Origin of the sequence: Microbacterium jepli, from assembly GCF_047237905.1 — a bacterium.
GTDB lineage: Bacteria > Actinomycetota > Actinomycetes > Actinomycetales > Microbacteriaceae > Microbacterium.
Window position 1 is genome coordinate 172159 of the sequence record NZ_JBDFLW010000005.1, and the last position, 26395, is coordinate 198553.

Consider the following 26395-nt stretch of genomic DNA (forward strand, 5'->3'; position numbering starts at 1 on the left):
CATGGGCACCTTCGTGCAGCTGGTCATCGACGGCCTGTCCACCGGCTCGATCTACGGCGCGCTCGCCCTCGCGATCGTGCTGGTGCACCAGGCGACCGGCCTGATCAACTTCGCCCAGGGCGGCATGGCGGTGCTGTCGGCCTACATCGCCTACGTCTTCACGCAGCTGGGCCTGCCCCTGATCGTGGCGATCCTCATCGCGGTGGTCATCTCCTTCGCATTCGGCGCGGCGGCGGAGCGCCTGCTCGTCCGCCGGTTCGAGCGCGGCGATCCCGACACCGCCGTCGTGGTGACGATCGGCATCCTGACGCTCGCCACCGGCATCTGCGCCTGGATCTGGGGCTACGACAACCGCCAGTTCCCGTCGCTCTTCCCGCTGAGCACGGTCGAGGTGCTGGGTGCGGTGGTGAGCATCCGCTCGCTCGGCACCATCGGCGCGATCGTCGCCATCATGATCGTGCTGCAGGTGCTGTTCATGCGCACGAAGCTGGGCTTGGCCCTCCGCGCCGTCGCCATCAACCCCGAGTCGGCCGCCCTGTCGGGCCTGCCCGTGGGGCGTCTGCTCATGATCGGCTGGGGTCTGGCCGCAGCGCTCGGCGCGATCGCCGGGTCGCTCGTCGCCCCGCAGCTGACATTGACGCCCGGGATGATGGACGGCGCCCTCGTCTACGCGCTCGCCGCCGTGATCATCGGCGGTCTGAACAGCCCCCTCGGCGCCGTCGTCGCCGCCTGGATGATCGGCGTACTGGAGAACCTCGCCGCCGTCTACGTGCCCTTCATCGGCTACGACCTCAAGATCGCCGTGCCGTTCCTGCTCGTCTTCGTCGTGCTGATCCTGAGGCCGCAGGGCCTGTTCGGCCGCCGCGTCGTGGTGCGCGTCTGATGGCCGCCGTGTCGACGATGTGGCGCACCCCGTGGGTGCGGTGGGCGACGATCGCCGTGGTGGCGATCGCGCTGATCGTGGCGCCGCTGATCCTGCCGCAGTTCGCGAACCAGACGCTCATCCGCATCGGCGTGTACGCCGTCGCCGTGCTCGGCCTGAACATCGTCATGGGCTACGGCGGGCAGGTGAACCTCGGGCAGATCTTCTTCCTCGGCCTCGGGGCCTACGTGACCGCCTACGGGGTTCAGAACGACTGGAACATCGTCCTCGTCTTCGCCGCGGCCTGCCTCATCCCCGCAGCTGCCGGCCTCCTCGTCGCACTGGCCGCCGCGCGCCTCGGCGGGCTGGCGATCGCCATGGTGACCATCGCGCTCCCGATCGTGGGCGTGCCGCTGGCCAAGCGGTTCTCCGACGTGACCGGCGGATCGCAGGGCGTCTCCGCGCGCTTCTCGAACGCCCCCGAGGGCAGCGGGCTCTACGACGATCAGTGGCAGTTCTACATCGTGCTGGCCATCGTCGCGGTCTCCTTCGTCCTCGCGCGCAACTTCGTGACCGGCCGCTTCGGCCGCGCGCTGGCGATCGTCCGCGAGAACGAGAACGTCGCCTCCTCCATGGGCATCTCGCCGTACCGGTACAAGGTGCTGGCCTTCACCGTGGCATCCCTCTTCGGCGGCGTCAGCGGCTTCCTCTACATGGTGGCCGTCCAGTACACCTCGCCGGAGACCCTCAGCTTCGGACACTCCATCAGCCTGCTGGCGGCGATGGTCATCGGCGGGGCGGGCAGCATCGTCGGATCGCTCATCGGCGGCGCCTACTACGTCTTCGTCCCGCAGGCCACGAGTGCGATCGACCCGAACCTCACCACGATCATCCAGGGCGTCGTCCTGCTCGTGGTGCTGTTCGTCCTCCCCGGCGGGCTGGTCAGCCTGCCCCGCCGCATCCGCCGCCGCCTGCGGCGCACGTCGTCGCCCGACGTCGTCCGGACCGCGACGCAGACCTCCTCCCGTCCGGCTCCCGGCCGCGACGAGGAGGGCACCGAAGAGACAGAGAGGCAAGGACAGGCATGAACATGCGCAGGAGAGCAAGAGGGGTCATCGGCGTCGTCGCCCTGACGTCCGCCGTCGCGCTCGTGCTCGCGGGGTGCTCCCGCGGCGGAGAGCCGGCCGGAGGAGGGGATGCGTCGGGCGGAGCTGCTGCGGCGAGCCCCGGCATCACCGACACCAGCATCACGATCGGCATCACCAGCCCGCTGACGGGTGCCACCGCCGGCCCCGGCAACTGCACCGTCGACGGGGCGAAGGCCTACTTCGGCGTGAAGAACGCCGAGGGCGGCATCGAGTTCGGCGACGGGAAGACCCGCACCGTCGACATCAAGGCCTACGACGACGCCTACGACCCGCAGAAGGCGCTCGCCAACTTCCAGCAGATGGTCTCCGACGGCGTCTTCGCCGCGGGCATCGGCCTCGGAACGCCGACCAACCGCGCGTGGCGCGAGGCGGCGATCGACGAGAAGGTGCCGCAGGTGCTCGTCATGACCGGCGATCCGCTGTTCAGCAACCGCGAGGAGAGCCCGGAGCAGCTCGGCTTCGTGCCGATCTACCAGCAGGAGGGCGGCGCGTTCGGCGAGCTGCTGGCCGCCTCCAGCGAGGACCACAAGGTCGCGATCCTGTCGCAGAACGACGACTACGGCAAGGGCTACGTCGAGGGCTTCAAGGATGCGATCTCGGGTGCGTCCAACATCCAGATCGTCGGCGAGCTGACCTACGAGGCCACCGACACGTCGGTCGACGCGCAGCTGACCGAGCTCGCGGCATCCGGCGCCGACGTCTTCTTCAACGCGATGTCGATCACCCCGCTGGTGATCTCGTCGATGCAGAAGACGCAGCAGCTCGGCTGGCTGCCCAGCTGGTTCCTGCCGTCGAACACGTCGAGCCCCACGGCGATCCTCGAGCCCGGCGGCGGCTCGGCGTTCCCCGGCGTCTACTCGGTCGCCTTCTCGCAGTCGGCCGCGAGCCCGACCTTCGGCGACAGCGCCGACGGCAAGGCCTTCCTCGACGCGATCGCGGAGTACACCGACCAGCAGGGCGTCCCGGCGTTCCCGCACTGCGTGTGGAGCTGGATCGCCGCCTCGACGCTCGAGCAGGCGTTCACCACCATGACCGAGCCGACGCGCGAGAGCTTCATGACGGCGCTCGAGGGCATCTCGGACTTCCAGGCGCCGCTCATGCTCGAGGGGTCGACGATCGACACGACGCAGGACGGCAAGCCGGCCGTCTCCAGCGTCCAGGTGCAGAAGTACAACGGCAAGGGCTACGCCACGGCGGAGTCCTTCGGCTGATCGGCGACGCACGACGGAACGGGGCGGTCCTTGCGGGCCGCCCCGTTCTGCGTGCTCACGCGGCGCGGCGACCTCGGGGGTCAGGCGGCGAAGCGCCCCCGCAGCTCGGCCTTGAGGACCTTGCCCGACGCGGTGCGCGGGAGCTCGTCGACGACGACCACCCGCTTCGGGATCTTGTACCGCGCGAGCTTGCCGTCGAGGAAGGCGGCGACCGTCGCCGTGTCGACGGCGGCGCCGGGCGCGACCGTCACGACGGCCCACGGCACCTCGCCCCAGCGGTCGTCGGGCACGCCGATGACGGCCGCCGCCGCGACGCCGGGCACATCCGCCAGCAGGTTCTCGACCTCGGCCGGGTAGATGTTCTCGCCGCCGGAGATGATCATGTCCTTCAGCCGTCCGGAGATGAAGAGGTAGCCGTCGGCGTCGACGTAGCCGAGGTCGCCGGAGCGGAACCAGCCGTCGGCCGTGAAGGCGGCGGCGGTCGCCTCGGGGAGGTTGAGGTATCCCGCGAAGACGTTGGGTCCGCTGACCTGCACCTCGCCGACCTCGCCCACCGGCAGCGTGCGGCCGTCCTGGTCGGCGACGCGCACGTCGAGGAAGAACTGGGGGAGGCCGACGCTGCCCTGCTTCTCCCGCGACATCGCGGGGGGCACGCTGGTGCCGCCGGGCGAGGTCTCGGTCATGCCGTAGCCCTGGGCGAAGGCGAGCCCGCGCTCCTCGTACGCGGTCAGGATGCGCGTGGGCACCGCCGATCCGCCGCACGTGAGCTTGTCGAGGCTCGACAGGTCGGTGGTCGCCCAGTCGGGGTGGTCGGCCATCATCATGTACGTCGTGGGCACGCCGCTGAGCATCGTCACCCGGTGGCGCTCGATCTGCCGCAGCGCGGCGCCGGGCTCGAAGCCCTTCTCCAGCACGAGGGTGCCGCCCTGCAGCAGCACGGGCAGCGCGCCCATGCCGAGCGAGGCCACGTGGAAGAGCGGCGAGATCATCAGGGCGACGTCGTGCGAGGTGACGTCGTAGTCGATGATGCAGTTCAGCGAGACGAACGTCAGGTTCTGGTGGGTGAGGATCGCGCCCTTCGGGCGGCCCGTCGTCCCCGACGTGTACACGATCGCCGCGGGGTCGGTCGGCGCGACGCGGACCCCGGGCAGACCGGGCGCGGCCTCCCGCATCAGCGAGGGGAACCCGGGCCGCCCGTCGCCGTCGGCGGTGGGCAGGGTCGGCGGGAGCGCGTGCTCCGCGGCGACCGCGGCGAGCCGCTCGTCGAACTCGACGTCGTGCACGAGGAGCGCCGCGGCGCTGTCGCGGAGGATGTGCGCGACCTCGGGCGGGGCGAGGCGCGTGTTGACCGGGACGAACACGGCCCCGAGCTGCACGGTGGCGAACAGCGCGATGATGAAGCCGGGGCTGTTCTCGCCGAGGTAGGCCACCCGGTCGCCCCGGGAGATCCCCCGCGAGGCCAGCACGGCGGCGGCCCGCTCGGTGGCGTCGGCCAGCTCCTTGTAGGTCATCCGGCCGTCTTCGCCGTGCAGCAGCGCGGCCTTGCCGGGGGAGCGCAGACGGCGCCGGGCGAGCCAGCCGCCGAGTCCCTGGTCGTTCATTCGCCGACTCCTTCGTCGCGGGGGTGGTGGCCGGCGGGCGCAGGGCGCCCGCCGGTGTCAGGCGTAGAAGCGGCTGAGACCGCGCGCGACCACGGCGGGCTTGGTGCCGCCCTCGATCTCGATGGTCTGGTCGATGACGAGCTGGTAGCCGCCGGCGACCTCGGTGACCTCGGCGATGACGGCGCCCATGCGCACGCGCGCACCGACCTTGACGGGCGAGACGAAGCGCACCTTGTCCAGGCCGTAGTTGACCTTCGTGGTCACGCCCTCGACGTCGAGCAGCTCGGTGATGAAGGGGATCGTCAGCGACAGGGTGAGGAAGCCGTGCGCGATCGGTCCGCCGAACGGGCTCTCGGCGGTGGCCCGCTCGGGGTCGGTGTGGATCCACTGGTCGTCGTCGGTGGCGTCGGCGAACACGTTGACGCGCTCCTGGGTCACCTCGATCCAGTCGGAGAAGCCGAGGTCCCGGCCGACGAGGGAGGGAAGGTCTGCGTATGCGACGGTCGTGGTCACGATGTGCCTTTCAGGTGGGTGTTCAGAGGCCGAGCAGGCGCACGGCGTTGTCTTTGTAGATGGCCGGGAGCGCGTCGGGCTTCATCGCGGTCTGGGCGATGTCCGACATCCAGCGATCCGGCGTGAGGAGCGGGTAGTCCGAGCCGAACAGCACGCGCGAGCGGAGGTAGCTGCCGGCGGCGCGCACGAGCGACTCGGGGAAGTACTTCGGGCTCCAGCCGGAGAGGTCGATCCACGTGTTGTGCTTGTGGGTCGCCACCGCGAGCGCCTCGTCCTGCCACGGCACCGAGGGGTGGGCCATGATGATCTGCAGGTCGGGGAAGTCCGCCGCCACCGGGTCGAGCAGCATCGGGTTCGACAGCGCCAGCCGGAAGCCGCGCCCGCCCCGCATGCCCGCGCCGATGCCGGTCTGACCGGTGTGGAACAGGGCCGGGACGCCGGCATCCTGGATCGTCTCGTAGAGCGGGTACCAGCGCTCCTCGCTCGGGTCGAAGCCCTGCACGGTCGGGTGGAACTTGAACCCGCGCACCCCCGACTCCTCGATGAGGCGCTTCGCGACGTCGACCGCGTCCGAGCGACGGGGATCGACCGAGCCGAACGGGATCAGCACGTCGTTGTGGCGGGCGGCCCCGTCGGCGATCTCGGCGCTGGAGAGGGCGGGATGCTGCAGCTCGGTCTGCGCGTCGACGGTGAAGACCACCGCGGCCATCCGCCGTTCGCGGTAGTAGTCGGCGACGCCGTCGAGGTCGGGGCTCGTCCCGGCCTTGAAGTACTGGGCCGCGGCCTCCGCGAGATCGGGCGGCAGGGAGGAGTGCCCGTGCGCGTCGACCTCGATGTGCACGTGCACGTCGATGGCGGTCAGCGCGTCGACGTCGATCGCGCTCTCGTAGCGGGTCACGAGCGCTTCAGGTCCTCCGGGAGCGGCGGGAAGGTCTCGCCGACCGACTGCAGCCTGCCCTCGCTGAGGCCCGGGAACTCGTCCTGCAGCGCCTCGGCCGACCATCCGCCGTCGTGGTAAGCGGTGACGACCGGCTCGGGGTGCGACCACAGCTGCAGGCGGTCGCCGCCCACGCCGATGGCCTGACCGGAGATGCCGGCCGCAGCGTCGGAGGCGAGGTACGCGATGACGCCCGAGACGTCCTCCGAGACGCCGAAGCCGAGGTCGTGTCGGAAGAACGGCGGCATGGCCTCGCCCCGCTCGGTGGCCTCGACGGCGGCGGCGAAGTAGGGGATGGTCGAGGTCATCGCCGTGGCGGCCACGGGGATGACGGCGTTGGCGGTGATGCCGGCCTTCTTGAGCTCGAGCGCCCACGTGCGCACCATGCCGACGATGCCGGCCTTCGCGGCGGCGTAGTTGGTCTGGCCGAAGTTGCCGCGCTGCCCGGTGGGCGAGCCGATGCAGATGATGCGTCCGGCGACGCCGTTCGTGCGCATGTGCACCGCGGCCTCGCGGACGCAGGTGAAGGTGCCGCGGAGGTGCACGTCGATCACGGTGTCGAAGTCGTCGTCGCTCATGTTCCAGAGCGTCTTGTCGCGGAGCACACCGGCGTTGGTGACGAGGATGTCCAGGCCGCCGAACGTCTCGACGGCGGTGCGCACGAGCTCCTGCGCGGTCTCGGTCGGGCCGACGGGCGCGACGACGGAGACGGCGCGTCCGCCGCTCTGCTCGATCGTGGCGACCGCGGCGTCGGCGGTGGCGGCGTCCACATCGTTGATGACGACGGCCGCACCCTGCCGGGCGAGCTCCTGGGCGTATGCGAGACCGAGCCCGCGTCCCGATCCGGTGACGATTGCGACTTTGCCTTCGAGCAGCATGAGGACTCCTTCGTGTCTCGATCATCGAACCGCAATCCGTTGAGAAAGTCAATGATTGCGAAACGGGCGTTTCGCCTACGCTGGGGGGATGAGCCGCGACCTGCCGGAGGTGCCCGCCGAGGTCGAGTTCGCGCTCACGGAGGACCTGAGCTTCCTGCTCGCCCGGGCCAACGCCCTGTCGCTCGCGGCCGGCAACGCCGCACTCGCGGCTCACGGACTCAAGGTGCGCTCGTACTCGGTGCTGATGCTGGCGGCCGGGGCGCAGCATCCCTCCCAGCGCGGTCTCGCGGAGTTCCTGCGCCTCGACCCCAGCCAGGTGGTCGCCCTCGTCGACGACCTCCAGTCGCGCGGGCTGATCGTGCGCGAGCCCGACCCGTCCGACCGTCGTGCGAACGTCGTCACGGCGACGGACAAGGGCCGGTCGCTGCTGGCCGCCGCGTCGGCGTCGGCGCGCGAGGCCGAGGAGCTGCTGCACGCCGACCTGTCGCCGCGGGACCGCGCGCACCTCGTCGGGCTGCTGCGCACGATCGCGTTCCCCCCGGCGTGAGTGCGATGTCGTCCCGCTCCGCCGCCGTCCGCGGCTCGCTCGTCGCCCTGACCATCGCGGTCGTGCTGAGCGCCGCCATGCTGCGGGCGCCCGTGGTCGCCGTGGCGCCCGTGGCGCGGGCGATCGGAGACGACCTCCAGGTCAACGCCGGCGTGGTCGGGCTGCTCACCAGCATCCCGGTGCTCTGCTTCGCCCTGTGCTCGCCCATCGCCGTCGCGATCGTGCGGCGCGGCGGTCCGGACTTCGCCCTCGCGGTCTGCCTCACCGGCGCGGTCGCGGGCAGCCTGCTCCGCTCGGCCGGCGGACTCGTGCCGGCCCTCGTCGGCACCGCTCTGCTGGGCCTGTTCCTCACGATCGGCAACGTGGTGGTGCCGATCATCATCGGGCGGGAGTTCCCGCCGGAGCGCACGCACCTGATGACCGGCGTCTACACCTCGGCGATCAACGTCGGCACGATGACGGTCACGCTCGCCACGGCGCCGCTGGCGACCGGCATCGGCTGGCGCGGCGCGATCCTCGTGTGGTCGGGCTTCGGGCTCGCGGCGCTGGCCGTGTGGGTCGGTCTCCGCGGGCTGCGGGGCGCCTTCGTGCCGGATGCCGCGGCCGGCGCCGCCCCGGCGACCGGTGAGCCCGCGCGGGTGCTGCGACAGGCCTCGACGTGGCTGCTCGCGTCGGCGTTCGCCGGCCAGGCGTTCGCGTTCTACGGCGTGACGGCCTGGCTGCCGTCGCTGCTCGGCGACCAGGGCTTCGGCGGCACCGAGGCCGGGGCGATCGCGGCGATCTTCCAGGTCGCGGGCATCGCCGGGGCGCTGCTGACGCCGCTGGTCACGACCCGCGTCTCGGTGCGCGCCGCCGTGCTGCTCGTCGCCCTCGGATGGCTCGCCGTGCCGCTGGGCTTCCTCCTCGCGCCGCAGCTGTGGCTGCTGTGGTGCGCCCTCGGCGGCGTCGCGCAGGGCGGCGGACTGACCGTGGTGTTCATCCTCATCAACGCGCTCGGCGGCGACGAGCGCACCATCGCCGGACGCTCCGGCCTCGTGCAGGGCATCGGCTACGGCGTCGCCGCAGCCGGGCCGCTCATCGTCGGGGCGCTGCACGAGGCGACCGGATCCTGGACCGCCTCCCTGCTGGCCGTCCTGGTCGCCGTCGTGCTGTTCGGCGTGGCCGGGTCCGCGGCGACCGCGCCGCTGCGTCGACGCACCTGAATCGGGCTTCACCCTCCCGTCGTACCCGCCGAGGCCAGGCGCTCGGACGAGGACAGGATGCTCCGGGCCGCATCCGTCCTGTCCTCGCCCGACCTCCTGGCCTCGCGCAGCGCACCGGACGCACACCGACCCCACCCGCCCCCGCACCTCCTCCCGCTAGCCTCGAACCGGGAGGCGGACCATGGGCGGCGACGACGCGGGCGAGGGGATGCTGGCCCGCGCCATGCGCGTGCTGCACTGCTTCTCGGACGACCGGCCCGCCCTCACCGCCGCGGAGCTCGGCCGCCGCACGGGGCTCGCCACCTCCACGCTGCACCGCCTGCTCGCGCAGCTCACGGACTTCGGGCTGCTCGCGCGCGGACCCGGCCGCACGTACACGATCGGCTCGCGGCTGTGGGAGCTCGGCGAGCTGTCCCCCCTCTCGCTGCGCCTGCGCGAGACCGCGCTGCCGCACATGTCGCGGCTCTACGAGGCGACGGGCGAGAACGTCCACCTCGCGGTGCTCGACGCCCCGACGCCCGAGACGGCGACCGCGCTGTTCGTCGGCCGCGTCACCGGTCAGGACTCCATCCCGACCCTCAGTCGCATGGGCGGCCGGCAGCCGCTGCACACCACCGGTGTCGGCAAGGCGCTGCTGTCCACCCGCCAAGACGACTGGCTCGACCGCTACTTCGCCGTGCCGCTCGAGCGCGAGACGACGCACTCCATCACCTCGGAGTCCGGGCTCCGCGCCGACCTCGCCCGGGCGCGCTCGCGCGGCTACGCGACGACGCGCGAGGAGATGACGCTCGGCAACATCTCCGTCGCCGCACCGCTCGCGCACGTCGACGGACTGCCGCCGGTCGCCATCGGCATCGTCGTGCACCTGGAGCGCGCCGACGAGCGCCGGCTGGGGCCGCTCGTGGTGCAGTCCGCGAAGGACATCGCGGCCGCCCTGCGCGCCGCCTGATTCCCACTGACCGGGAAAGCGAGCGGATGCCGCGGCCCCGGGATGGCACGCTGAAACCGAACACGCCCCGTCGAAGGAGACGCCATGACCGGCCCCGACGCCCCCACGGATCCCGCCGAGACCCGCGAGACAGCCGACAGCGAAGAGACCTTCCGCTCGTCCGTCGTGCTGGAGCAGACCGCGGCGGCCCCCGAGACGCTGCTCGCCTCGGCCGACATGCCGACCCAGACGCAGATCACCCGCGAGATCGAGGAGATCGCCGCCGACGTCGCCCGCCGCGACGCCGCGGGCGAGAGCGGGCGCGCGACGCTGCACGACTACGCGCCCTACCGCTCCAGCATCCTGCGCCACCCCACGAAGAACCCGCGGCTGGTCGATCCCGAGACGATCGAGCTGTACTCGCCGGCGTTCGGTCAGCGGGACGTCGCGGCCATCGAGTCCGACCTGACGCTTCAGCACCGCGGCGAGCCGCAGGGCGAGCGCATCACCGTGCAGGGCCGGCTGCTCGACTCGTGGGGTCGTCCGCTGTGCAACCAGCTCATCGAGATCTGGCAGGCCAATGCGGCCGGGCGCTACATCCACCAGCGCGACCAGCACCCCGCCCCGCTCGACCCGAACTTCACCGGCGCCGGGCGCATCGTCACGAACGACGACGGCGAGTACTTCTTCACGACCATCAAGCCCGGCCCGTACCCGTGGAAGAACCACGTCAACGCGTGGCGTCCGGCGCACATCCACTTCTCCGTGTTCGGCAGCGGGTTCACCCAGCGCCTCATCACGCAGATGTACTTCCCGGGCGACCCGCTCTTCGCGCTCGACCCCATCTACAACACCATTCCGCGGCAGGCGGACCGCGACCGTCTCATCGGCGCCTACGACCACGACCTGACGGTGCCCGAGTTCTCCATGGGCTACCGCTGGGACATCGTCGTCGACGGTCCGGATGCCACGTGGTTCGAGCAGGAGGACGAGCACTGATGCCCACGCCCACCACCCCCAAGACGCACGCGGCGACGCCGGGTCAGACGATCGGCCCGTTCTTCGCCTTCGGCCTCGACTACGACAAGAAGCACGAGGTCGCGTTCCCGCACAGCCCCGGCGCGATCGTCGTCGGCGGCATCCTGCGCGACGGCGCGGGTCAGCCGATCCCCGACGCGATCGTGGAGATCTGGGGAGCGGACGCCGATGGCTCCGTGTCGCGTGGTCGCGGCTCGCGCCGGCGCGACGACCACACCTTCACCGGCTTCGGCCGCTCGGCCACCACCGACGAGGGGCGGTTCGAGTTCTGGACCCGCAACCCCGGGTCCATCGACGGGCGCGCGCCCTTCTTCGCCGTCGTCGTGTTCGCCCGCGGGCTGCCCGACAAGCTGCACACCCGTATCTATCTCCCCGAGGACGAGGCGGCGCTCGCCGCCGACCCGCTGCTGTCGTCGCTGGACGCCGACGAGCGCGCTACGCTCATCGCGACCCGCCTGCCCGACGGCAGCCTGCAGCACGACATCCGGCTGCAGGGCGAGGGCGAGACCGTCTTCCTGACGTTCTGAGAGCGGATGCCGCGGCCCGCCGCCTCCGAGAGGCCGGGCGTCCGCGGTCCGCGGAGGAGGAACGCATGAGTGCCATCGATTCCGGCCTGCTGTCGCCTGTGACCGCCGGCCGCGACGCGCTCGTCGACGACGCCGCGTTCCTCGACGCCGCGATCCGCGCCGAGGTCGCCCTGGTGCGCGCGTACGCGGCGGTCGGGGTCGCCCCCGCGTCGGCGGCCGACGACGTCGCCGGCGCCCTCGGCGTCGACGGCGACGAGCGCGGCGCCGGGCGCCCGAGCAACCGGATCAACCTCGACGGCCTGGCCGCGGCATCCGTCGTCGGCGGCAATCCGATCATCCCGCTGGTCGGGCTGCTCAAGGAGCGCGTGCCCGCGGAGAGCCGCGCGTGGGTGCACCGCGGCGCGACGAGCCAGGACATCTGGGACACGGCGATCATGGATGTCGCGGCCCGCGCCGTCGCGCAGGTGCGCACGTCGCTCACCGAGACCGCCGAGGCGCTGCTGGTTCTGGGAGAGTCGCACGCGGACGACGTCGCGGCGGCGCGCACGCTGACGCAGCACGCGGTGCCCACGACGATCGGCGCCCGCGTGGCGGGGTGGTCGCGCGCCGTGGAGCGCGCGGCAGCCCGGCTCGACGCGCTGGAGTTCCCGGCGCAGCTCGGCGGAGCGGGCGGGACCCGGGCCTCGTTCGTCGAGGTGACGGGGTCGATCGAGGGCGCCCAGGCGCTCGCGGCCGCGTACGCCGGCGTCGAGGAGGCGCCCGCGCCGTGGCACGTCGACCGCGCGCCGGTGACCGGGATCGGCGACGCGCTCGTGACGACGCTCGACGCCCTCGGCAAGTTCGCCGGCGATGTCGCGACGCTGAGTCGCACCGAGATCGGCGAGGTCTCCGAGGGCGAGGGCGGCGGGTCGTCGGCCATGCCGCAGAAGCAGAACCCGACGGAGGCGGTGCTGATCCGCTCGGCCGCCCTGCGCGCGCCGCACCTGGCCGCCACCCTGCACCTCGCGTCGGCGCTCGCCGTCGACGAGCGTCCCGACGGTGCGTGGCACGCCGAATGGCCGACGCTGCGCGAGCTGCTGCGCCTCGCCCTGGGGGCTTCCGCCCACGCGGCGCACCTGGCCGCGCATCTGCGGGTCGACGCCGCCGCCGCGCGGGCGAACCTCGCGTCGTCCGGCGGCCTCATCGTCGCCGAGCGGCTGTCGATCGCGCTCGCACCGCTGCTCGGCAAGGACGTCGTCGCCGCGATCGTCGCCGACGTCGAGGCCGGTGCCGACCTGGCCGACCGCGTGCGCGCGGCCGTCGAGACCGCGGGCGTCGAGGTCGACGTCGACGGCCTGGTCGACCCCGCCAACTACACCGGCGTGGCCGGCGTGCTCGTCGCGGATGCCCGCGCCGCGCACGACGTCCGCGCCGCGTCGACCGCACCCGCGCCGACCGCACCCGTGCCGAACGGAACCACGCCGGCCGGACCCGCGCCCGCCGAGAACCGACCCGAAGGAGCCGGACGATGACCGTCCCCGCGATCGCCCTCACCGCCTGGCAGGGGCCGAACGACGCGCCGATCGTCGTGCTCGGCCCCTCGCTGGGCACCTCGACCATCCTCTGGGAGGACGTCGTCCCCGCGCTCGCGTCGCAGTACCGCGTCGTCGCCTGGGACCTCCCGGGGCACGGCGACTCCGCACCCGCGAGCGACGCGTTCACCGTCGACGATCTCGCCGACGCCGTCGTCGACGCGATCGACGAGCCCTTCCTCTACGCGGGGGTGTCGCTCGGCGGCGCCGTAGGGCTCACGCTGGCGCTGCGGCATCCGTCGCTCGTGGATCGCGCGGCCATCGTGGCGTCGGGCGCGAAGCTCGGGGAGCCCGACAGCTGGGCGGAGCGCGCGACGCAGGTGCGTGCGCAGTCGACCTCGAGCCTCATCTCCGCCTCGGCCGGGCGCTGGTTCGCGCCGGAGTCGATGGCGCGCCGCCCGGAGCTGTCCGGTCGTCTGCTTCACGCCCTGCAGGACGCCGACGACGAGAGCTACGCCCTGTGCTGCGAGGCGCTCGCCGCCTACGACGTGCGAGCCGACCTCGGGGGGATCGATGTCCCGGTCCTGGCCGTCTGGGGCGAGCACGACGCGGTCGCTCCGGAGGCGAAGGCCGTCGAGATCGCCGAGGGCGTCCGCGATGGACGCGTGCTGCGCATCGACGGTGCCGCGCACCTGCCACCCGCCGAGCAGCCGGAGGCCGTGGCATCCGCTCTGCTCGCCTTCTTCGAGGAGAACCGATGAGACCCGACGGCGACGGACTGACCGACCAGGAGCGCTACGACCAGGGCATGGAGGTGCGCCGGGCCGTGCTGTCCGACGCGCACGTCGACCGGTCGACGGCGGCGGCCACGTCGCTCACCGCCGAGTGGCAGGACTTCATCACCCGCGTCGCATGGGGCGACGTGTGGTCGCGGCCGGGCCTGGACCGCCGGTCGCGCTCGATCGCGGTGCTGTCCTCGCTCATCGCCCACGGTCACCACGAGGAGTTCGCGATGCACCTGCGCGCCGCACGGCGCAACGGCCTCACGCTCGACGAGATCAAGGAAGTGATCCTGCAGAGCGCGGTGTACTCGGGCGTCCCCGCCGCCAACACGGCCTACCGCATCGCGGGCGAGGTCTTCGCCGACGAGCTCTGACGGGCCGTGCCGAGCCCGCCTCGGCGTCAGTGCGCGCCCGGGCGGCGCTGGAGGCGCGTCTCCTCCAGGTCGAGCAGCGCCTGCGCCTCCGCGAGGATGCGCGACGGGTGGTTGCCGAGGGCGCGCAGCTCGAGCATCTTCTGCCGCTCGGCCGCGACGATCGTGAGCCGCAGCTCGCGGAAGAGCCTGTGCGGGGTGTCGACCTCGTTGCGCCCGCGGTCGACCCGCTCCCACGCTGCCTCCGTGCGGAGGAAGGTCGACTGCCGGGCGCGCTCGACGACATCCGGGTCGTAAGGGCGGTCGCTCTCGCTGACGACCCGCTCCAGCTCCTCGATGCCCGCATTGCTCAAGGTCTCCAGCAGCTCGGCGATCTCGCGGCGATCCTCCCGTGCATCCACTCCCTGCACGCCGAGGACCCGGATGAGCCACGGCAGCGTGCCGCCCTGCAGCACGATGGATGCCACGGCCACCGTGAACGCGATGAGGATGAGCTGCGGGCGGTACGGGGTGTCCTCGGGCAGCGACTGCGCGGCCGCGAGCGTGACGACGCCGCGCATGCCGGCCCAGCCGAGCACGATGCCGCCGCGCCAGTCGATGCGCTCCTGCCGCTGCTGCTCGAGATCCCCGCGGCGACGGCCGTAGTCGCGCTCCAGGCGGTTGCGCATCCGGGCCTCCCGCTTCGTGCGGCTCGGATGCGCGCGGAAGTAGTAGAGCGCCAGCAGTGCGCGGTAGGTCGTCCGCTCGGCATGCCGCTCGCGCAGTCGCAGGGCCACGATGAGCGGGCCCACCCACAGGTAGCGGATCACGATGAGCACGACGGTCGCGAGCAGGCCGATGCCGAAGGAGGCCTCGACGCTGAACACCTCCGGGTCGGCGTCCTCGATGAGGGTGCGGATCTCCAGCCCGATGAGCAGGAACACCCCGTTCTCGAGGAGGAACTGGATCGTCCGCCAGTTGATGCGGTCGCTGATGCGCGACTGCGGCGAGAATGCGCGCGGCGCGGCGTGCCCCGTGTAAAGCCCGGCGACGACGACGGCAAGGATGCCCGACGCGCCGATGTACTCGGCCGGGGTGAAGGCCACGAACGGGACGGCGAGGCTGAGCGCGGTGTCGAGCACGGGGTCGGAGAGCTTGGAGCGCACCCACACCGTGACGATGCCGGCCACGATGCCGATCACGATCGCGAGGGCGGCGGCGTAGAGGAAGTCCGCGACCCCCGCCCACGGCGACGCGAGACCGCCCGCCGCGGCGGCGACCGCGGAGCGCAGCAGCACCAGGGCGGTCGCGTCGTTGACGAGTCCCTCACCCTCCAGCAGCGTGAGCAGTCGTGGCGGGAGTCCGAGCCGGCGTCCGATGGAGGTCGCGGCCACGGCGTCGGGCGGGCTGATGATCGCTCCCAGCGCGACGGCCGCCGCGTAGTTCAGGTCGGGCAGGAGGAAGAAGAGCAGGGTGCCGGTCGCGAAGGCCGTGACGACGACGAGCGCAACGGACAGGCCCGCGATGGGCGCGAGGTTGCGCCGGAAGTCCATCACCGGCACGGCGACCGCGGCGGCGTAGAGGATCGGCGGCAGCAGCCCGTCGAGGATGATCTCGTGCGGCACCTCGATGTCGGGCACCCCGGGCAGGTAGCTCAGCGCCACGCCGACGACCACGAGGATGATGGGCGCCGCGATGCCCAGGCGTTTCGAGAACGCCGCGACGGCGACGATGACCGCCACCGCGATGATGCCGTACAGGCCGAGCTCCATGCCGACCTCCCGCCAACGCCCCTTCCGAGAGTAGGCGCCCGGTGCGGACAGGAGGGCCGCGCCGGCGGGTGGCGCCCGCTGAGCGGGAATTCCCTCGCCCCGATGGACGGGGAAGAGTAGGGTGGATGCTGTGCGAACACGTATTCGCACAGCGAACACCACCGACGAGGAGTGTCGATGATCGACAAGACCGTGACGGATGCCGCGGCCGCGGTCGCCGGAGTGCAGGACGGATCCACCGTGATGATCGGCGGGTTCGGCCGTGCCGGCCAGCCCGTCGAGCTGATCGACGCCCTCATCGCGCAGGGTGCCGGCGACCTGACGATCGTGAACAACAACGCGGGCAACGGCGACACCGGCCTCGCCGCGCTGCTGGCCACCGGTCGCGTGCGCCGCATCATCTGCTCGTTCCCCCGGCAGCACGACTCGTGGGTCTTCGACGGGCTCTACCGCGCCGGGAAGATCGAGCTAGAGATCGTCCCGCAGGGCAACCTCGCCGAGCGCATCCGCGCCGCGGGCGCCGGCATCGGCGCCTTCTTCAGCCCGACCGGCGTCGGTACCGAGCTCGCCGAGGGCCGCGAGTCCCGGAAGATCGACGGCCGGCAGTACGTGCTGGAGTACCCGATCAAGGCCGACGTGGCCCTCATCTCCGCCTGGCGCGGCGACCGCTGGGGCAACCTCATCTTCCGCGAGACCGCTCGCAACTTCGGCCCGATCATGGCGACCGCCGCCACCACGACGATCGCGCAGGTCGACGAGATCGTGCCGCTGGGCGACCTGCACCCCGAGACCGTCGTCACCCCGGGCATCTTCGTCGACCGCGTCGTGCCGGTCGGGGAGCGCCGCTGGCTCGAGGACGGCCGCTTCATCGGCGGCGTCGACATCGAGGGCCGTCCGCTGAAGGACTCCGCCGCACCCGGGGCCGCGGCATCCGTCGAAGGGAAGCGCTCATGACCACCACCATCACCCGCGATGAGCTCGCGGCGCGGATCGCCGCCGACATCCCGGAGGGCGCCTACGTGAACCTCGGCATCGGCGCGCCGACGCTCGTGGCCAACTTCCTGCCCGACGACCTCGAGATCATCCTGCACACCGAGAACGGCCTGCTCGGCATGGGCGAGGCGCCGGCGGCCGGCATGATCGACCCCGACCTCATCAACGCCGGCAAGCAGCCCGTCACCGCCTTGCCGGGCGCGGCGTACTTCCACCACGCGGACTCGTTCGCGATGATGCGCGGCGGCCACCTCGACGTCTGCGTGCTCGGCGCCTTCCAGGTCTCCGAGCGCGGCGACCTCGCCAACTGGTCGACCGGCGCGCCCGGGGCGATCCCCGCGGTCGGCGGTGCCATGGACCTCGCCATCGGCGCCAAGTCGGTCTACGTCATGACCGACCTGCTCACCAAGACCGGCGAGTCCAAGCTCGTCGCGGCCTGCACCTATCCGCTGACCGGCGTGGGCTGCGTCACCCGCGTCTACACCGACCACGCGATCTTCGACGTCACGCCCGACGGGTTCTCCGTCCGCGAGGCGTTCGGCGACAACACCGTCGAGACGCTGGAGGGCCTCACCGGCCTGTCGCTCGGCCCGGCGGACGCCTCACGAGACGCGGATGCCGCGGCATCCGCGGAAGGGAACTGACATGACCACCTTCATCTACGACGCCGTCCGCACCCCGTTCGGTCGGGCCGGCGGCGCGCTCTCCGGCGTGCGCCCCGACGACCTCGCCGCCGTCGCGATGCGCGCGATCGTGGAGCGGACGGGCCTGGATCCGGCGCGCATCGACGACGTGATCTTCGGCGACGCCAATCAGGCCGGCGAGGACAACCGCGACGTCGCGCGCTTCGGCGCGCTGCTGGCGGGCTTCCCGACGAGCGTGCCCGGCGTCACCGTCAACCGCCTCTGCGGCTCGTCGGTCGAGGCGGTCATCCAGGGGTCGCGGGCCATCGAGGCGGGCGACGCCGACCTCATCCTCGCCGGCGGCGTCGAGTCGATGAGCCGCGCACCCTACGTCGTGGAGAAGTCGCCCAAGCCGTTCCCGGCCGTGGGCAACCAGACGATGTGGAACACCTCGATCGGCTGGCGCATGGTCAACAAGGCGCTGCCGAAGGAGTGGACGATCTCCAACGGCGAGTCGGCCGAGAAGCTTGCCGGCATCTACGGCATCAGCCGGGAGGAGCAGGACGCCTTCGCCCTGCGCAGCCACCGCCTCGCCGCCGAAGCCTGGGCTGCGGGCGTCTACGACGGCGAGATCGTGCAGGTGCCGGGGGCGGAGCTCGCCCGCGACGAGGGCATCCGCGCCGACACGACGCTCGAGAAGCTCGCCGGCCTGAAGGCGCTGTTCGCCGCCGACGGCACCGTGACCGCGGGCAACGCCTCGCCGATCAACGACGGCGCCTCCGCCGTGCTCCTCGGCGCCGAGGGCGCCCTCGACGTCGAGCCGCTCGCGCGGGTCACCGGGCGCGGCGTGTTCGGCAACGACCCCGACGTGTTCGGCGTCGCGCCGGTCGAGGCGGCGAACCGCGCGCTCGCGCGCGCCGGCCGCACGTGGGCGGACGTCGACGTCATGGAGCTGAACGAGGCCTTCGCCTCGCAGAGCCTCGCGTGCGCGCAGCTGTGGACCGAGCTCGACCCCGAGAAGCTCAACATCCACGGCGGCGCGATCGCGATCGGCCACCCGCTCGGCGCCTCCGGCGGGCGCATCATCGGGCACGCGGCACACGAGCTGCGCCGCCGCGGCGGGGGAGTGGCGGTGGCTGCGATCTGCATCGGCGTCGGCCAGGGCCTCGCGGTCGTCCTGGAGCGGTGAGCCGGCGCGGGAGGATCGTTCCATGAGCGATGACAGCGAGCCCGGCTCGGCCGAGTTCGTCCAGTCGCTGGCGCGCGGCCTGCGGGTCATCAAGGCGTTCGACGCGCAGCATCCGGAGCTCACGCTCAGCGACGTCGCCCGCCGGTCGGACCTCACCCGCGCCGCCGCACGCCGTTTCCTGCTGACGCTCGTGCATCTCGGCTACGTGCGGGCGAACCCGGATGCCGCGACCGGCGCGTCCCGCTTCGCCCTCACCCCGCGGGTGCTGGAGCTCGGGGTGTCGTACCTGTCGTCGCTGTCACTGCCGGAGGTCGCCCAGCCGCACCTCGAGCGCCTGTCGCGCGAGGTCGACGAGAGCGTGTCGGCCGCCGTGCTGCACGGCCCGTCGATCGTCTACGTCGCGCGCGTGCCCACCCGCCGCATCATGAGCGTGCGCATCACGCTCGGAACGCAGCTCCCGGCGGCGGCGACCTCGATGGGGCGCGTGCTGCTGGCCGCGCTGCCGGACGACGAGACGGATGCCGCGCTCGCCGCCGCGGAGCTCGAGGCCTACACGCCCCGCACGCGGGCGACGCCCGACGAGCTCCGCGCCGAGATCGCGCGCGTGCGCGCGCAGGGCTGGGCCGTCGTGGACGGCGAGCTCGAACCGGGGCTCCGCTCGGTCGCGGTGCCGGTGCGCGGCCGTGACGACCGGGTCGTCGCCGCGCTCAACGTCTCCACGAGCGCCACCCGCGACGCCCTCGACCGCCTCACGGACGTCTACCTCCCGCGCCTGCAGGAGACCGCGGCCGCCATCGGCGCCGAGCTGCGGATGCTCTGACGCCCGCGGGCGGTCGGATGCCGCGGGCGGTTGGATGCCGTGGGCGCAGGCCCGCGGCATCCGGTCTCCTTCCACCGGCGCCGGAATCAGGGATGTCGCGAGAATCAGGCCGATTCGCAGCGGACGGCCTGACTTTCGCGACATCCCTGACTCTCGTGACACAGCTGCTGCCCCGCGCCGCCTGACCGCACCCGCTTTGTGGGGCTCCGCCCCACACCCCTGATCGCTACCGCACTCCCGCCATCAGCTTCAGGACCGGCTTGACGCCGAAGAACAGCGCGACGCCCAGCGCGATCGCAATGAGGCCGAGGATCGTGAAGTACGGCACCTCGTTCGTCGGGTCGTAGTAGCCGGCCAGCGCGCCGGCGATCGACGTGCCCAGTGCGACCGACAGGAAGTACAGGGCGACCATCTGCGTGCGGAAGTTCTTCGGCGCGAGCTTCGTCGATGCGGACAATCCGACGGGCGAGATGAACAGCTCCGCGATCGTGAAAACGAGCAGGATGCCCACGATGCCCAGCAGCGGGGTGGAGTTGGGCGCCCCGTTGGCGAAGAGCAGGAACATCAGGAACGCCAGACCCATCACGACCACGCCGATCGCGAACTTCACCGGCGTCGTCGGCTGACGCCGGCCCAGCTTCGTCCAGATCGCGGCGAAGACGCCCGACAGGATGATGACGAAGATCGGGTTGATCGAGTTCACCCACGACACAGGCATCTCCCACCCGAAGATGCTGCGGTTCAGCCGCTCGTCGGAGTAGATCGTCAGCACAGTGAACTGCTGCTGGTACAGCGACCAGAAGCCGACGTTCACGATGAAGAGCGGGATGAAGCCGAACACGCGCGAGCGGTCGGTGGCGTCGATCCGCTTCGACGTGAGGATCACGGCGAAGTAGGCGATCGCCGCGCCGAGCGTCACGATGATGACGATGATCGCGAGGTTGTCGGCCCGGATGAGCCCCACGAGCACGAGCAGGGCGAGCACGACGACCCCGGCCACGGCGATGCCGGCGAACAGGAGGCGGCGGTTCTTCGGCAGCGGGTTCGGAACGACACGGGATGCCGCGGGCAGGGCCTTGCGGCCGAACGAGTACTGGATGAGGCCGAGGGCCATGCCGACGGCCGCCGCGCCGAAGCCCCAGTGGAACCCGATCGAGGACTGCAGCGCACCCGTGACGATCGGACCGAAGAACGCGCCGAGGTTGATGCCGAGGTAGAAGAGGGAGAATCCGGCATCCCGTCGCACATCGTCGGGAGCGTAGAGGGTGCCGACGACCGACGTCGCGTTCGCCTTCAGGCCGCCGGAGCCGACGGCGACGAGCACGAGGCCGGCCGCCAGGCCCACGAGCCCCGGCAGGAGGGCGAGCGCGATGTGGCCGGCCATGATGACGATCGCGCTGTAGAAGAGCACCCGCTCCGAGCCGAGGAGCCGGTCGGCCAGCCACGCCCCGAGGATCGTCGAGAGGTAGACCGTGCCGCCGTACGCGCCGACGATGCCGGCGGCGACGCTCTGGTCGATGCCCAGCCCGCCCTCGCTGACGGCGTAGTACATGTAGATGAGCAGGATGCCCTGCATGCCGTAGAAGCTGAACCGCTCCCACATCTCCACGCCGAACACGTGGGCCAGCGCGAACGGCTGGCCGAAGAACCGGGTGTCGTGGTCGCCGACCTCGTCCTCGGACTTCCGGTAGCTGCCGGTCGGCGGACCGACGGGGATCTGCGGGGTCTGACCGCCGCCTGTGCCGCTCATGGCGTCAGGTTAGTCCTCAGCGGCGCAGCGAGGGGTGGCTCTCGTGCGGGTCGCGGCTGCCCGGGATGAACAGCGCCACCACGAGGGCCACCAGAGCCGCGGCGCCGCCGAGCACGAACGACAGGGTGAAGGCGGTCGCCGTCGGGGCGGCCGTGCCGTTGAAGTCGGCGGAGTTGGATGCCAGCACCGCACCCACGACGGCCGCCGCGACGCTCGTGCCGAGGGAGCGGCAGAGTGCGTTCAGCCCGTTCGAGGCGCCCGTCTCGCTCTGCGGCACCGACCGCATGATGAGCATCGGCATCGACGCGTAGCCGAACCCGATGCCCACGCCGATGAGCACGTTGGCCACCAGGAGGTGCCAGACCTCGGTGGACAGCAGGAGGGTGAAGACGTAGGCCACGAGCAGCGAGCCGGCTCCGAGGATCAGCAGCAGCTTCGGTCCGGTGCGGCGGGAGAGCCGGCCCGACACCGGCGAGAGCAGCATCATCACGAGCCCCGACGGTGCGACGACGAGGCTGGCCGCCAGCAGCGAGAGCCCGAACCCGACGCCGGTGGCGACGGGCTGCTCCAGCATCTGCGGGTACGACACGTTCGAGGAGAAGAGCGAGAACCCCATCGCGACGGACGCGATGTTCGTGAGCAGCACGGCGGGGCGCGCGGCGACCCGCAGGTCGAGCAGAGGCTCGGAGATGCGCAGCTCGTACCAGCCCCACACCGCCAGCACGGCGAGGCCGCCGAGGCCGGTGCCGAGCGTGAGCGGCGAGGTCCAGCCCCACGTGTTGCCGCGCGAGACGGCGAGGAGGATGCCGATCAGGCCGACTGCCAGGCCGGCTGCGCCGACGTAGTCGAAGCGGCCCGCGGTGCGCAGCACGCTGACGGGCACGATCAGCACCACGAGCACGAGGCTGACGGCGCCCAGACCGGCCGCCGCCCAGAACAGCAGGTGCCAGTCGCTGCGCTGCGCGATGAGCGCGCTGATCGGCAGGCCCAGCGCCGCCCCGACGCCGAGGGTGGCGCTGATGAGGGCGATGGCCGAGTCGACGCGGTCCTCGTGCAGCACGTCGCGGAGGATCGAGATGCCCAGCGGCACGACGCCGACGATGGCGCCCTGCAGCGTGCGGCCCACGATGACGCCGACGATCCCGGGCGACAGCGCGGCGATGATCGACCCCGCGATCATCACGCCCAGCAGCACCAGCACGATGCGGCGCTTGCCGTACATGTCGCCGAGGCGGCCCGAGATGGGGGTGATCACCGCGGCGGCGAGAAGCGTCGAGGTCACGACCCAGGCCGTGTCGTCGCGGGTGGCGTCCAGCAGCTCGGGCAGCTTCGACTGGATCGGCACCATCAGGGTGAACATGAACGACGACACCAGGCCGGAGAAGGCCAGGACGGCGACGATCACGCCCTGGCGGGGCATCCGGGTCAGTCGTCTGCGCTGGTCGTCGTCCCGTTCTCCCACCTGTCGAGCCTAGGGGCGCCCGCGGACGCGGGCTGCCGCGGTGCCAGGATGGAGGGATGGGCTCGCCAGCAGGGATCACGCCGGAACCGTCGTCCGAGTCGGGTGTCGACATCCGTCCGCTCGCGACGATTGAGGAGGTCTTCGCGGCCGCCGCGGTGCTCGGCCAGGTGTGGGGCGGTGACCACTCCGGCATGCCGCCGAACCTCCTCCAGGCCCTCGCCCACTCGGGCAACTACGCGGTCGGGCTCTACCGCGACGACGTGCTGGTCGGGGCATCCGTCGCCTTCTTCGCCGCCCCCGCGGCCCGCTCGATGCACTCCCACATCACCGGCGTGCTGCCCGATCACCAGTCCCTCGGACTCGGCCGTGTGCTCAAGCAGCATCAGCGCGAGTGGGCGCTGGCCCGCGAGGTGGGCCACATCACGTGGACCTTCGATCCGCTGGTCGCCCGCAACGCGCACTTCAACCTGCGCGTGCTCGGCGCCCGCGCCACCGAATACCTGGTCGACCACTACGGCGCGATGGACGACGGCGTGAACCGCGGCGACGAGACCGACCGCGTGATGGTGTCGTGGGCGCTCGCGGCCCCGCCGGTGGCGACTCCGGAGGCCGATCGCGTGGTGGCCGCCGTCGCGGTGCCCGCCGACATCGGCGCCCTCCGCCGGGAGAGCCCGCAGGATGCCGCGGCCTGGCGCGTGCGCGTGCGGGAGCAGATGCTCGCGCACCTCACCGACGGCCTCGTCATCGGAGGCTTCGACGACGCGCGCGGCTACCTCTTCGTCCGCCCCTAGCCGCGACGGCCGCGCCCGGCGCGCCGGATCACGGGTCGGACACGATGGCCGTTCTCCCAGGATCGTCCTCAGACCAGCCCATACGCTGAGGGGATGCCCATCGCCCGCCCCTCGGCATCCGTCACCCTCGAGGGGTTCGAGCTGCGGGTGGTGCACCTTCCGCTCGTCTCGCCGTTCACGACGAGCTTCGGCACCGAGCACGTGCGCGAGGCGATCATCGTCCGGGCGCTCGGTGACGGAGTCGAGGGCTGGGGCGAGATCGTCACGAGCCCCGCACCGCTGTACTCGAGCGAGTACACGCAGACGGCGTGGGACGTCTCGGTACGCCATCTCATCCCCGCGCTCCTGGAGCGCGGAACCCTCCGCGGCGACGACGTCGCCGACGTCCTCAGCCCCGTCGTCGGGCACCGCATGGCGAAGGCCGGCATCGAGCTCGCCGTGCTCGACGCGGCGCTGCGCACCGAGGGCCGCCCGCTCGCCGACTACCTCGGCGCCGTGCACGACCGGGTGCCCTCCGGGGTGTCCGTCGGGATCCAGCAGGATGCCGCGGCTCTCGTCCGCACCGTGCAGGGCTATCTCGACGAGGGCTACGTGCGCATCAAGATCAAGATCAAGCCCGGTCGCGACGTCGCCGACACCGCCGCGGTGCGCGACGCCTTCGGCACGATCCCGCTGCAGGTGGACGCGAACTCCGCGTACACCCTCGCCGATACGGATCTTCTCGCCGAGCTCGACCGCTTCGACCTGCTTCTCATCGAGCAGCCCCTCCAGGAGGACGACATCGTCGACCACGCGACGCTCGCCCGGCGCCTGCGCACCCCCGTCTGCCTCGACGAGTCGGTGGTGTCGGCCAAGGCCGCCGCCGACGCGCTCGCGCTGGGTGCGGCATCCGTCATCAACATCAAGGCCGGCCGCGTCGGCGGCTACCGCGAGGCGGTCGCGATCCACGACCTGTGCGCGGACGCCGGCATCCCTGTGTGGTGCGGCGGCATGCTCGAGACCGGCATCGGCCGCGCCGCCAACGCCGCGCTCGCCGCCCTGCCCGGCTTCACGCTTCCCGGCGACGTGTCGGCCTCCGCGCGCTTCTACGAGCGCGACATCGTCACCCGTCCCGCCGTGCTCGAGGACGGTCACGTGCGGGTGCCGACCGGCCCCGGACTCGGCGTCGAGATCGACGAGGCGGCACTCGACGAGGTCACCGTGGCGCGCGAGATCGTCCGGCGGAGCGCATGAGGCGCGTCGCCGGCGTCTCCGCCGTCGCGGCCGTGCTCACGGCCGTCGCGGTGCTGGTCGCGGGCTGCGCCGAGCCGCCCCGCCCGCAGCCCTCCGCCACCGCCCTCCCCGGCGGCATCACCGCGTCCATCGTGCAGCTGCGCTCCGACGTCGCCGAGCGCCAGGCCCAGGTGCGCATCCACAACACCGACGACGAGCCGCTCGTCGTGGGCACCGTGCGCGTCGACGACCCGCGCTTCCTCGGCCACGCGGTGCGCACGATCCGCCGTCAGACCGAGATCCAGCCGGGGGCGACGGTCGACATCCGCGTGCAGCTCCCGCCGATGAACTGCGCCGCGGAAGACACCTCGACGGGTGCGCCGACCCCGGCGCCCACCGGCACGGCCGGTGCGGCGACCCCCGAGCCCACGGCAGAGCCGCAGGCGACGGCCGACCCGGGCGCGACCCCCGACACGGGCAGCTCCGCGGACCCGTCCGCCGTGCCCGAGCTCACCCCGGTCCCGTCCCGCACCGGCGGCCCGCCCGACCCCGCGAGCACCCGCGCCACCGTCGGCTACCGCTTCGGTGCGAGCATCGCGATCGCCGTCGCGGAGCTGTCGGAGCCGATCCCCTTCCTCTCGGCGATGTACGAGCGCGAGTGCCTGGGCGAGCGGCTGTCGGATGCCGCGACCGTGACCCTCGGGGCGTTCACGCCCTCCGCGCCCGGCGAGCCGGCCGACCTCGAGCTGAACGTCGACGCGACCAGCCGCGGCGAGGCGTCGATCGTCGGCATCCACCAGACGAACCTGCTCTCGTTCGGCCCCGTCGGCGGTCCCTACCCGGCGGTGTATCCGATCGGGGTCGCCGTCGCCGAGGACTCCGCTCCGCAGACCGTGCACCTCCCGCTCGTGCCCGCACGCTGCGACGCGCACGTGGTCGCCGAGGACAAGCGCGGCACGGTCTTCGGTCTCGACGTCGACGCGGAGGGGACGGCCGGCACGATGCAGCTCGCGGCCACGCCCGAGCAGCGCGGCGAGATCCTGTCCTGGGTCAGCAGCTGGTGCGGCCTCACCCCGTGAGCTCCGCTCGTGGATGACATCGCGCTCGCACGCATCCCCGCCGGCACCGTCGCGCTCCACGACGCCCGGCAGAAGCGCCGGTGGACCGTCGAGCTCGAGCCGTTCGAGATCGGCGTCTACGCCGTCACCGAGGAGCAGCTCGCCGAGATCCTCGGGGAGGCGGCGTCCCATCCGCGCCGACCGGCCGTCGAGGTGAGCTGGCTGCGGGCGGTGCACTTCTGCAACGCCGCGTCGGAGTGGGAGGGGCTCGACCCCGCCTACGGCTTCGACGGGGAGGACATCACGTGGCACGTCGACGCGGACGGCTACCGTCTGCCCACCGAGGCGGAGTGGGAGCACGCGTGCCGCGCCGGATCGACGGGCCCGCACTACGGACCGCTGGCAGAGGTGGCCTGGACCGCCGCCGACGGCGTGAGCACCCCGCAGCCCGTGGGCGGCCGGCTGCCGAACCTCAACGGCCTGTTCGACACCCTCGGCAACGTGTGGGAGTGGTGCTGGGATCTGCTCGACCCCGAGGAAGCCGACGGCTACCGGGTGTTCCGCGGCGGCGGTTTCGCCGACGACGCGTGGAGCGTGCGCGCGTCGACACGGCGGGGCGGCGTCCCGCGCATGTCGCATCCCGACGTCGGCTTCCGGCTCGCCCGCGGGGCCTCCGCCTCGTAGGACCCG

At 72.2% G+C, this 26395-nt stretch carries 26 protein-coding genes; 19 read left to right on the forward strand and 7 right to left on the reverse strand.

The features are described 5' to 3' along the window. The first annotated feature begins 1 nt into the window (after position 1). The 3 genes from ABC304_RS05110 to ABC304_RS05120 are packed head-to-tail and all read left to right on the forward strand — an operon-like array spanning position 2 to position 3221. Entirely contained in the window at positions 2-883 is an 882-nt protein-coding gene (locus ABC304_RS05110; RefSeq protein WP_412929321.1) for a branched-chain amino acid ABC transporter permease, read from the forward strand. Beyond that, positions 883-1950 (forward strand): branched-chain amino acid ABC transporter permease, encoded by a 1068-nt coding sequence (locus tag ABC304_RS05115; RefSeq protein WP_412929323.1) that lies wholly within the window; start codon positions 883-885, stop codon positions 1948-1950. The genes ABC304_RS05110 and ABC304_RS05115 overlap by 1 nt, the downstream gene beginning before the upstream one ends. Next, positions 1947-3221, forward strand: a complete 1275-nt coding sequence (locus ABC304_RS05120) for an ABC transporter substrate-binding protein (RefSeq protein ID WP_412929325.1) — start codon at positions 1947-1949, stop codon at positions 3219-3221. The genes ABC304_RS05115 and ABC304_RS05120 overlap by 4 nt, the downstream gene beginning before the upstream one ends. A gap of 80 nt (positions 3222-3301) precedes the next feature. Here the strand turns inward: ABC304_RS05120 and menE are convergent, their stop codons facing one another. From menE to ABC304_RS05140, 4 genes are read right to left on the reverse strand one after another with little or no spacing between them, the layout of a single operon-like run. Then, positions 3302-4822 (reverse strand): o-succinylbenzoate--CoA ligase, encoded by a 1521-nt coding sequence (gene menE / locus ABC304_RS05125; protein WP_412929327.1) that lies wholly within the window; start codon positions 4820-4822, stop codon positions 3302-3304. 57 nt (positions 4823-4879) lie between these two features. Continuing rightward, positions 4880-5335: a MaoC family dehydratase gene (locus ABC304_RS05130; RefSeq protein WP_412929329.1), complete on the reverse strand. Its 456-nt coding sequence runs from the start codon at positions 5333-5335 to the stop codon at positions 4880-4882. A 22-nt stretch (positions 5336-5357) separates the two neighbouring features. Beyond that, positions 5358-6233, reverse strand: coding sequence for an amidohydrolase family protein (locus tag ABC304_RS05135; RefSeq protein WP_412929331.1), 876 nt, complete (start codon positions 6231-6233; stop codon positions 5358-5360). Continuing rightward, the gene (locus ABC304_RS05140) at positions 6230-7150 is read right to left on the reverse strand and encodes an SDR family oxidoreductase (protein WP_412929332.1); all 921 of its coding nucleotides are present in this window, start codon (positions 7148-7150) and stop codon (positions 6230-6232) included. Before ABC304_RS05140 ends, ABC304_RS05135 begins: the two co-directional genes overlap by 4 nt. An 88-nt stretch (positions 7151-7238) precedes the next feature. On the opposite strand from ABC304_RS05140, the gene ABC304_RS05145 reads away from it, so the two are divergent. The 8 genes from ABC304_RS05145 (at position 7239) to pcaC (ending at position 14059) form a co-directional block, all read left to right on the forward strand. Next, a complete protein-coding gene (locus ABC304_RS05145; protein WP_412929334.1) occupies positions 7239-7697 on the forward strand; it encodes a MarR family winged helix-turn-helix transcriptional regulator in 459 nt (152 codons plus the stop codon). Positions 7698-7702: 5 nt separating this feature from the next. Beyond that, the gene (locus ABC304_RS05150; protein ID WP_412929336.1) at positions 7703-8899 is read left to right on the forward strand and encodes an MFS transporter; all 1197 of its coding nucleotides are present in this window, start codon (positions 7703-7705) and stop codon (positions 8897-8899) included. Between the two features lie 181 nt (positions 8900-9080). Next, positions 9081-9848, forward strand: coding sequence for an IclR family transcriptional regulator (locus ABC304_RS05155; protein ID WP_412929337.1), 768 nt, complete (start codon positions 9081-9083; stop codon positions 9846-9848). An 84-nt stretch (positions 9849-9932) separates the two neighbouring features. Further along, positions 9933-10826 (forward strand): protocatechuate 3,4-dioxygenase subunit beta, encoded by an 894-nt coding sequence (pcaH, locus tag ABC304_RS05160; RefSeq protein WP_412929339.1) that lies wholly within the window; start codon positions 9933-9935, stop codon positions 10824-10826. Then, the gene (gene pcaG / locus ABC304_RS05165) at positions 10826-11392 is read left to right on the forward strand and encodes a protocatechuate 3,4-dioxygenase subunit alpha (RefSeq protein ID WP_412929341.1); all 567 of its coding nucleotides are present in this window, start codon (positions 10826-10828) and stop codon (positions 11390-11392) included. The genes pcaH and pcaG overlap by 1 nt, the downstream gene beginning before the upstream one ends. A gap of 65 nt (positions 11393-11457) precedes the next feature. Next, on the forward strand, positions 11458-12903 hold the full coding sequence (locus tag ABC304_RS05170; RefSeq protein WP_412929343.1) for a lyase family protein: 1446 nt from the start codon (positions 11458-11460) through the stop codon (positions 12901-12903). Then, entirely contained in the window at positions 12900-13664 is a 765-nt protein-coding gene (locus ABC304_RS05175; RefSeq protein ID WP_412929345.1) for an alpha/beta fold hydrolase, read from the forward strand. Before ABC304_RS05170 ends, ABC304_RS05175 begins: the two co-directional genes overlap by 4 nt. Then, positions 13661-14059 (forward strand): 4-carboxymuconolactone decarboxylase, encoded by a 399-nt coding sequence (gene pcaC, locus ABC304_RS05180; RefSeq protein WP_412929346.1) that lies wholly within the window; start codon positions 13661-13663, stop codon positions 14057-14059. Before ABC304_RS05175 ends, pcaC begins: the two co-directional genes overlap by 4 nt. Positions 14060-14085: 26 nt before the next feature. On the opposite strand, the gene ABC304_RS05185 is transcribed toward pcaC, so the two are convergent. Beyond that, on the reverse strand, positions 14086-15807 hold the full coding sequence (locus ABC304_RS05185; RefSeq protein WP_412929347.1) for a cation:proton antiporter: 1722 nt from the start codon (positions 15805-15807) through the stop codon (positions 14086-14088). A 177-nt stretch (positions 15808-15984) separates the two neighbouring features. Between ABC304_RS05185 and ABC304_RS05190 the strand changes: the two genes are divergently transcribed. From ABC304_RS05190 to ABC304_RS05205, 4 genes are read left to right on the forward strand one after another with little or no spacing between them, the layout of a single operon-like run. Next, complete coding sequence (locus ABC304_RS05190) at positions 15985-16761, forward strand: 3-oxoacid CoA-transferase subunit A (protein ID WP_412929348.1); 777 nt, start codon at positions 15985-15987, stop codon at positions 16759-16761. After that, positions 16758-17444 carry a 3-oxoacid CoA-transferase subunit B gene (locus ABC304_RS05195; RefSeq protein WP_412929350.1) on the forward strand — a complete coding sequence of 229 codons (687 nt, stop codon included), beginning with the start codon at positions 16758-16760 and terminating at the stop codon, positions 17442-17444. Before ABC304_RS05190 ends, ABC304_RS05195 begins: the two co-directional genes overlap by 4 nt. A gap of 1 nt (position 17445) precedes the next feature. After that, complete coding sequence (locus ABC304_RS05200) at positions 17446-18612, forward strand: thiolase family protein (protein WP_412929351.1); 1167 nt, start codon at positions 17446-17448, stop codon at positions 18610-18612. A 22-nt stretch (positions 18613-18634) separates the two neighbouring features. After that, positions 18635-19432, forward strand: coding sequence for an IclR family transcriptional regulator domain-containing protein (locus tag ABC304_RS05205; RefSeq protein WP_412929352.1), 798 nt, complete (start codon positions 18635-18637; stop codon positions 19430-19432). 226 nt (positions 19433-19658) lie between these two features. Here ABC304_RS05205 and ABC304_RS05210 read toward each other — a convergent pair whose 3' ends face one another. Further along, complete coding sequence (locus ABC304_RS05210) at positions 19659-21182, reverse strand: peptide MFS transporter (protein WP_412929353.1); 1524 nt, start codon at positions 21180-21182, stop codon at positions 19659-19661. 16 nt (positions 21183-21198) lie between these two features. Then, positions 21199-22602, reverse strand: coding sequence for an MFS transporter (locus tag ABC304_RS05215; protein ID WP_412932832.1), 1404 nt, complete (start codon positions 22600-22602; stop codon positions 21199-21201). Between the two features lie 98 nt (positions 22603-22700). On the opposite strand from ABC304_RS05215, the gene ABC304_RS05220 reads away from it, so the two are divergent. From ABC304_RS05220 to ABC304_RS05235, 4 genes are all read left to right on the forward strand, one after another. Continuing rightward, entirely contained in the window at positions 22701-23435 is a 735-nt protein-coding gene (locus tag ABC304_RS05220; protein WP_412929354.1) for a GNAT family N-acetyltransferase, read from the forward strand. A gap of 93 nt (positions 23436-23528) precedes the next feature. Next, positions 23529-24668, forward strand: coding sequence for an o-succinylbenzoate synthase (gene menC, locus ABC304_RS05225; protein WP_412929355.1), 1140 nt, complete (start codon positions 23529-23531; stop codon positions 24666-24668). After that, a complete protein-coding gene (locus ABC304_RS05230) occupies positions 24665-25726 on the forward strand; it encodes an RAD23 family protein (RefSeq protein WP_412929357.1) in 1062 nt (353 codons plus the stop codon). The genes menC and ABC304_RS05230 overlap by 4 nt, the downstream gene beginning before the upstream one ends. 9 nt (positions 25727-25735) lie before the next feature. Continuing rightward, a complete protein-coding gene (locus tag ABC304_RS05235) occupies positions 25736-26389 on the forward strand; it encodes a formylglycine-generating enzyme family protein (protein WP_412929359.1) in 654 nt (217 codons plus the stop codon). The last annotated feature ends 6 nt before the right edge of the window (positions 26390-26395 follow it).

Coding starts and splice junctions, on each gene's coding strand:
- ABC304_RS05110 (WP_412929321.1), top strand. CDS start 2: ATGGGCACCTTCGTGCAGCTGGTCATCGACGGCCTGTCCACCGGCTCG.
- ABC304_RS05115 (WP_412929323.1), top strand. CDS start 883: ATGGCCGCCGTGTCGACGATGTGGCGCACCCCGTGGGTGCGGTGGGCG.
- ABC304_RS05120 (WP_412929325.1), top strand. CDS start 1,947: ATGAACATGCGCAGGAGAGCAAGAGGGGTCATCGGCGTCGTCGCCCTG.
- menE (WP_412929327.1), bottom strand. CDS start 4,822: ATGAACGACCAGGGACTCGGCGGCTGGCTCGCCCGGCGCCGTCTGCGC.
- ABC304_RS05140 (WP_412929332.1), bottom strand. CDS start 7,150: ATGCTGCTCGAAGGCAAAGTCGCAATCGTCACCGGATCGGGACGCGGG.
- ABC304_RS05145 (WP_412929334.1), top strand. CDS start 7,239: ATGAGCCGCGACCTGCCGGAGGTGCCCGCCGAGGTCGAGTTCGCGCTC.
- ABC304_RS05150 (WP_412929336.1), top strand. CDS start 7,703: ATGTCGTCCCGCTCCGCCGCCGTCCGCGGCTCGCTCGTCGCCCTGACC.
- ABC304_RS05155 (WP_412929337.1), top strand. CDS start 9,081: ATGGGCGGCGACGACGCGGGCGAGGGGATGCTGGCCCGCGCCATGCGC.
- pcaH (WP_412929339.1), top strand. CDS start 9,933: ATGACCGGCCCCGACGCCCCCACGGATCCCGCCGAGACCCGCGAGACA.
- pcaG (WP_412929341.1), top strand. CDS start 10,826: ATGCCCACGCCCACCACCCCCAAGACGCACGCGGCGACGCCGGGTCAG.
- ABC304_RS05170 (WP_412929343.1), top strand. CDS start 11,458: ATGAGTGCCATCGATTCCGGCCTGCTGTCGCCTGTGACCGCCGGCCGC.
- ABC304_RS05175 (WP_412929345.1), top strand. CDS start 12,900: ATGACCGTCCCCGCGATCGCCCTCACCGCCTGGCAGGGGCCGAACGAC.
- pcaC (WP_412929346.1), top strand. CDS start 13,661: ATGAGACCCGACGGCGACGGACTGACCGACCAGGAGCGCTACGACCAG.
- ABC304_RS05185 (WP_412929347.1), bottom strand. CDS start 15,807: ATGGAGCTCGGCCTGTACGGCATCATCGCGGTGGCGGTCATCGTCGCC.
- ABC304_RS05190 (WP_412929348.1), top strand. CDS start 15,985: ATGATCGACAAGACCGTGACGGATGCCGCGGCCGCGGTCGCCGGAGTG.
- ABC304_RS05195 (WP_412929350.1), top strand. CDS start 16,758: ATGACCACCACCATCACCCGCGATGAGCTCGCGGCGCGGATCGCCGCC.
- ABC304_RS05200 (WP_412929351.1), top strand. CDS start 17,446: ATGACCACCTTCATCTACGACGCCGTCCGCACCCCGTTCGGTCGGGCC.
- ABC304_RS05205 (WP_412929352.1), top strand. CDS start 18,635: ATGAGCGATGACAGCGAGCCCGGCTCGGCCGAGTTCGTCCAGTCGCTG.
- ABC304_RS05210 (WP_412929353.1), bottom strand. CDS start 21,182: ATGAGCGGCACAGGCGGCGGTCAGACCCCGCAGATCCCCGTCGGTCCG.
- ABC304_RS05215 (WP_412932832.1), bottom strand. CDS start 22,602: ATGCCCCGCCAGGGCGTGATCGTCGCCGTCCTGGCCTTCTCCGGCCTG.
- ABC304_RS05220 (WP_412929354.1), top strand. CDS start 22,701: ATGGGCTCGCCAGCAGGGATCACGCCGGAACCGTCGTCCGAGTCGGGT.
- menC (WP_412929355.1), top strand. CDS start 23,529: ATGCCCATCGCCCGCCCCTCGGCATCCGTCACCCTCGAGGGGTTCGAG.
- ABC304_RS05230 (WP_412929357.1), top strand. CDS start 24,665: ATGAGGCGCGTCGCCGGCGTCTCCGCCGTCGCGGCCGTGCTCACGGCC.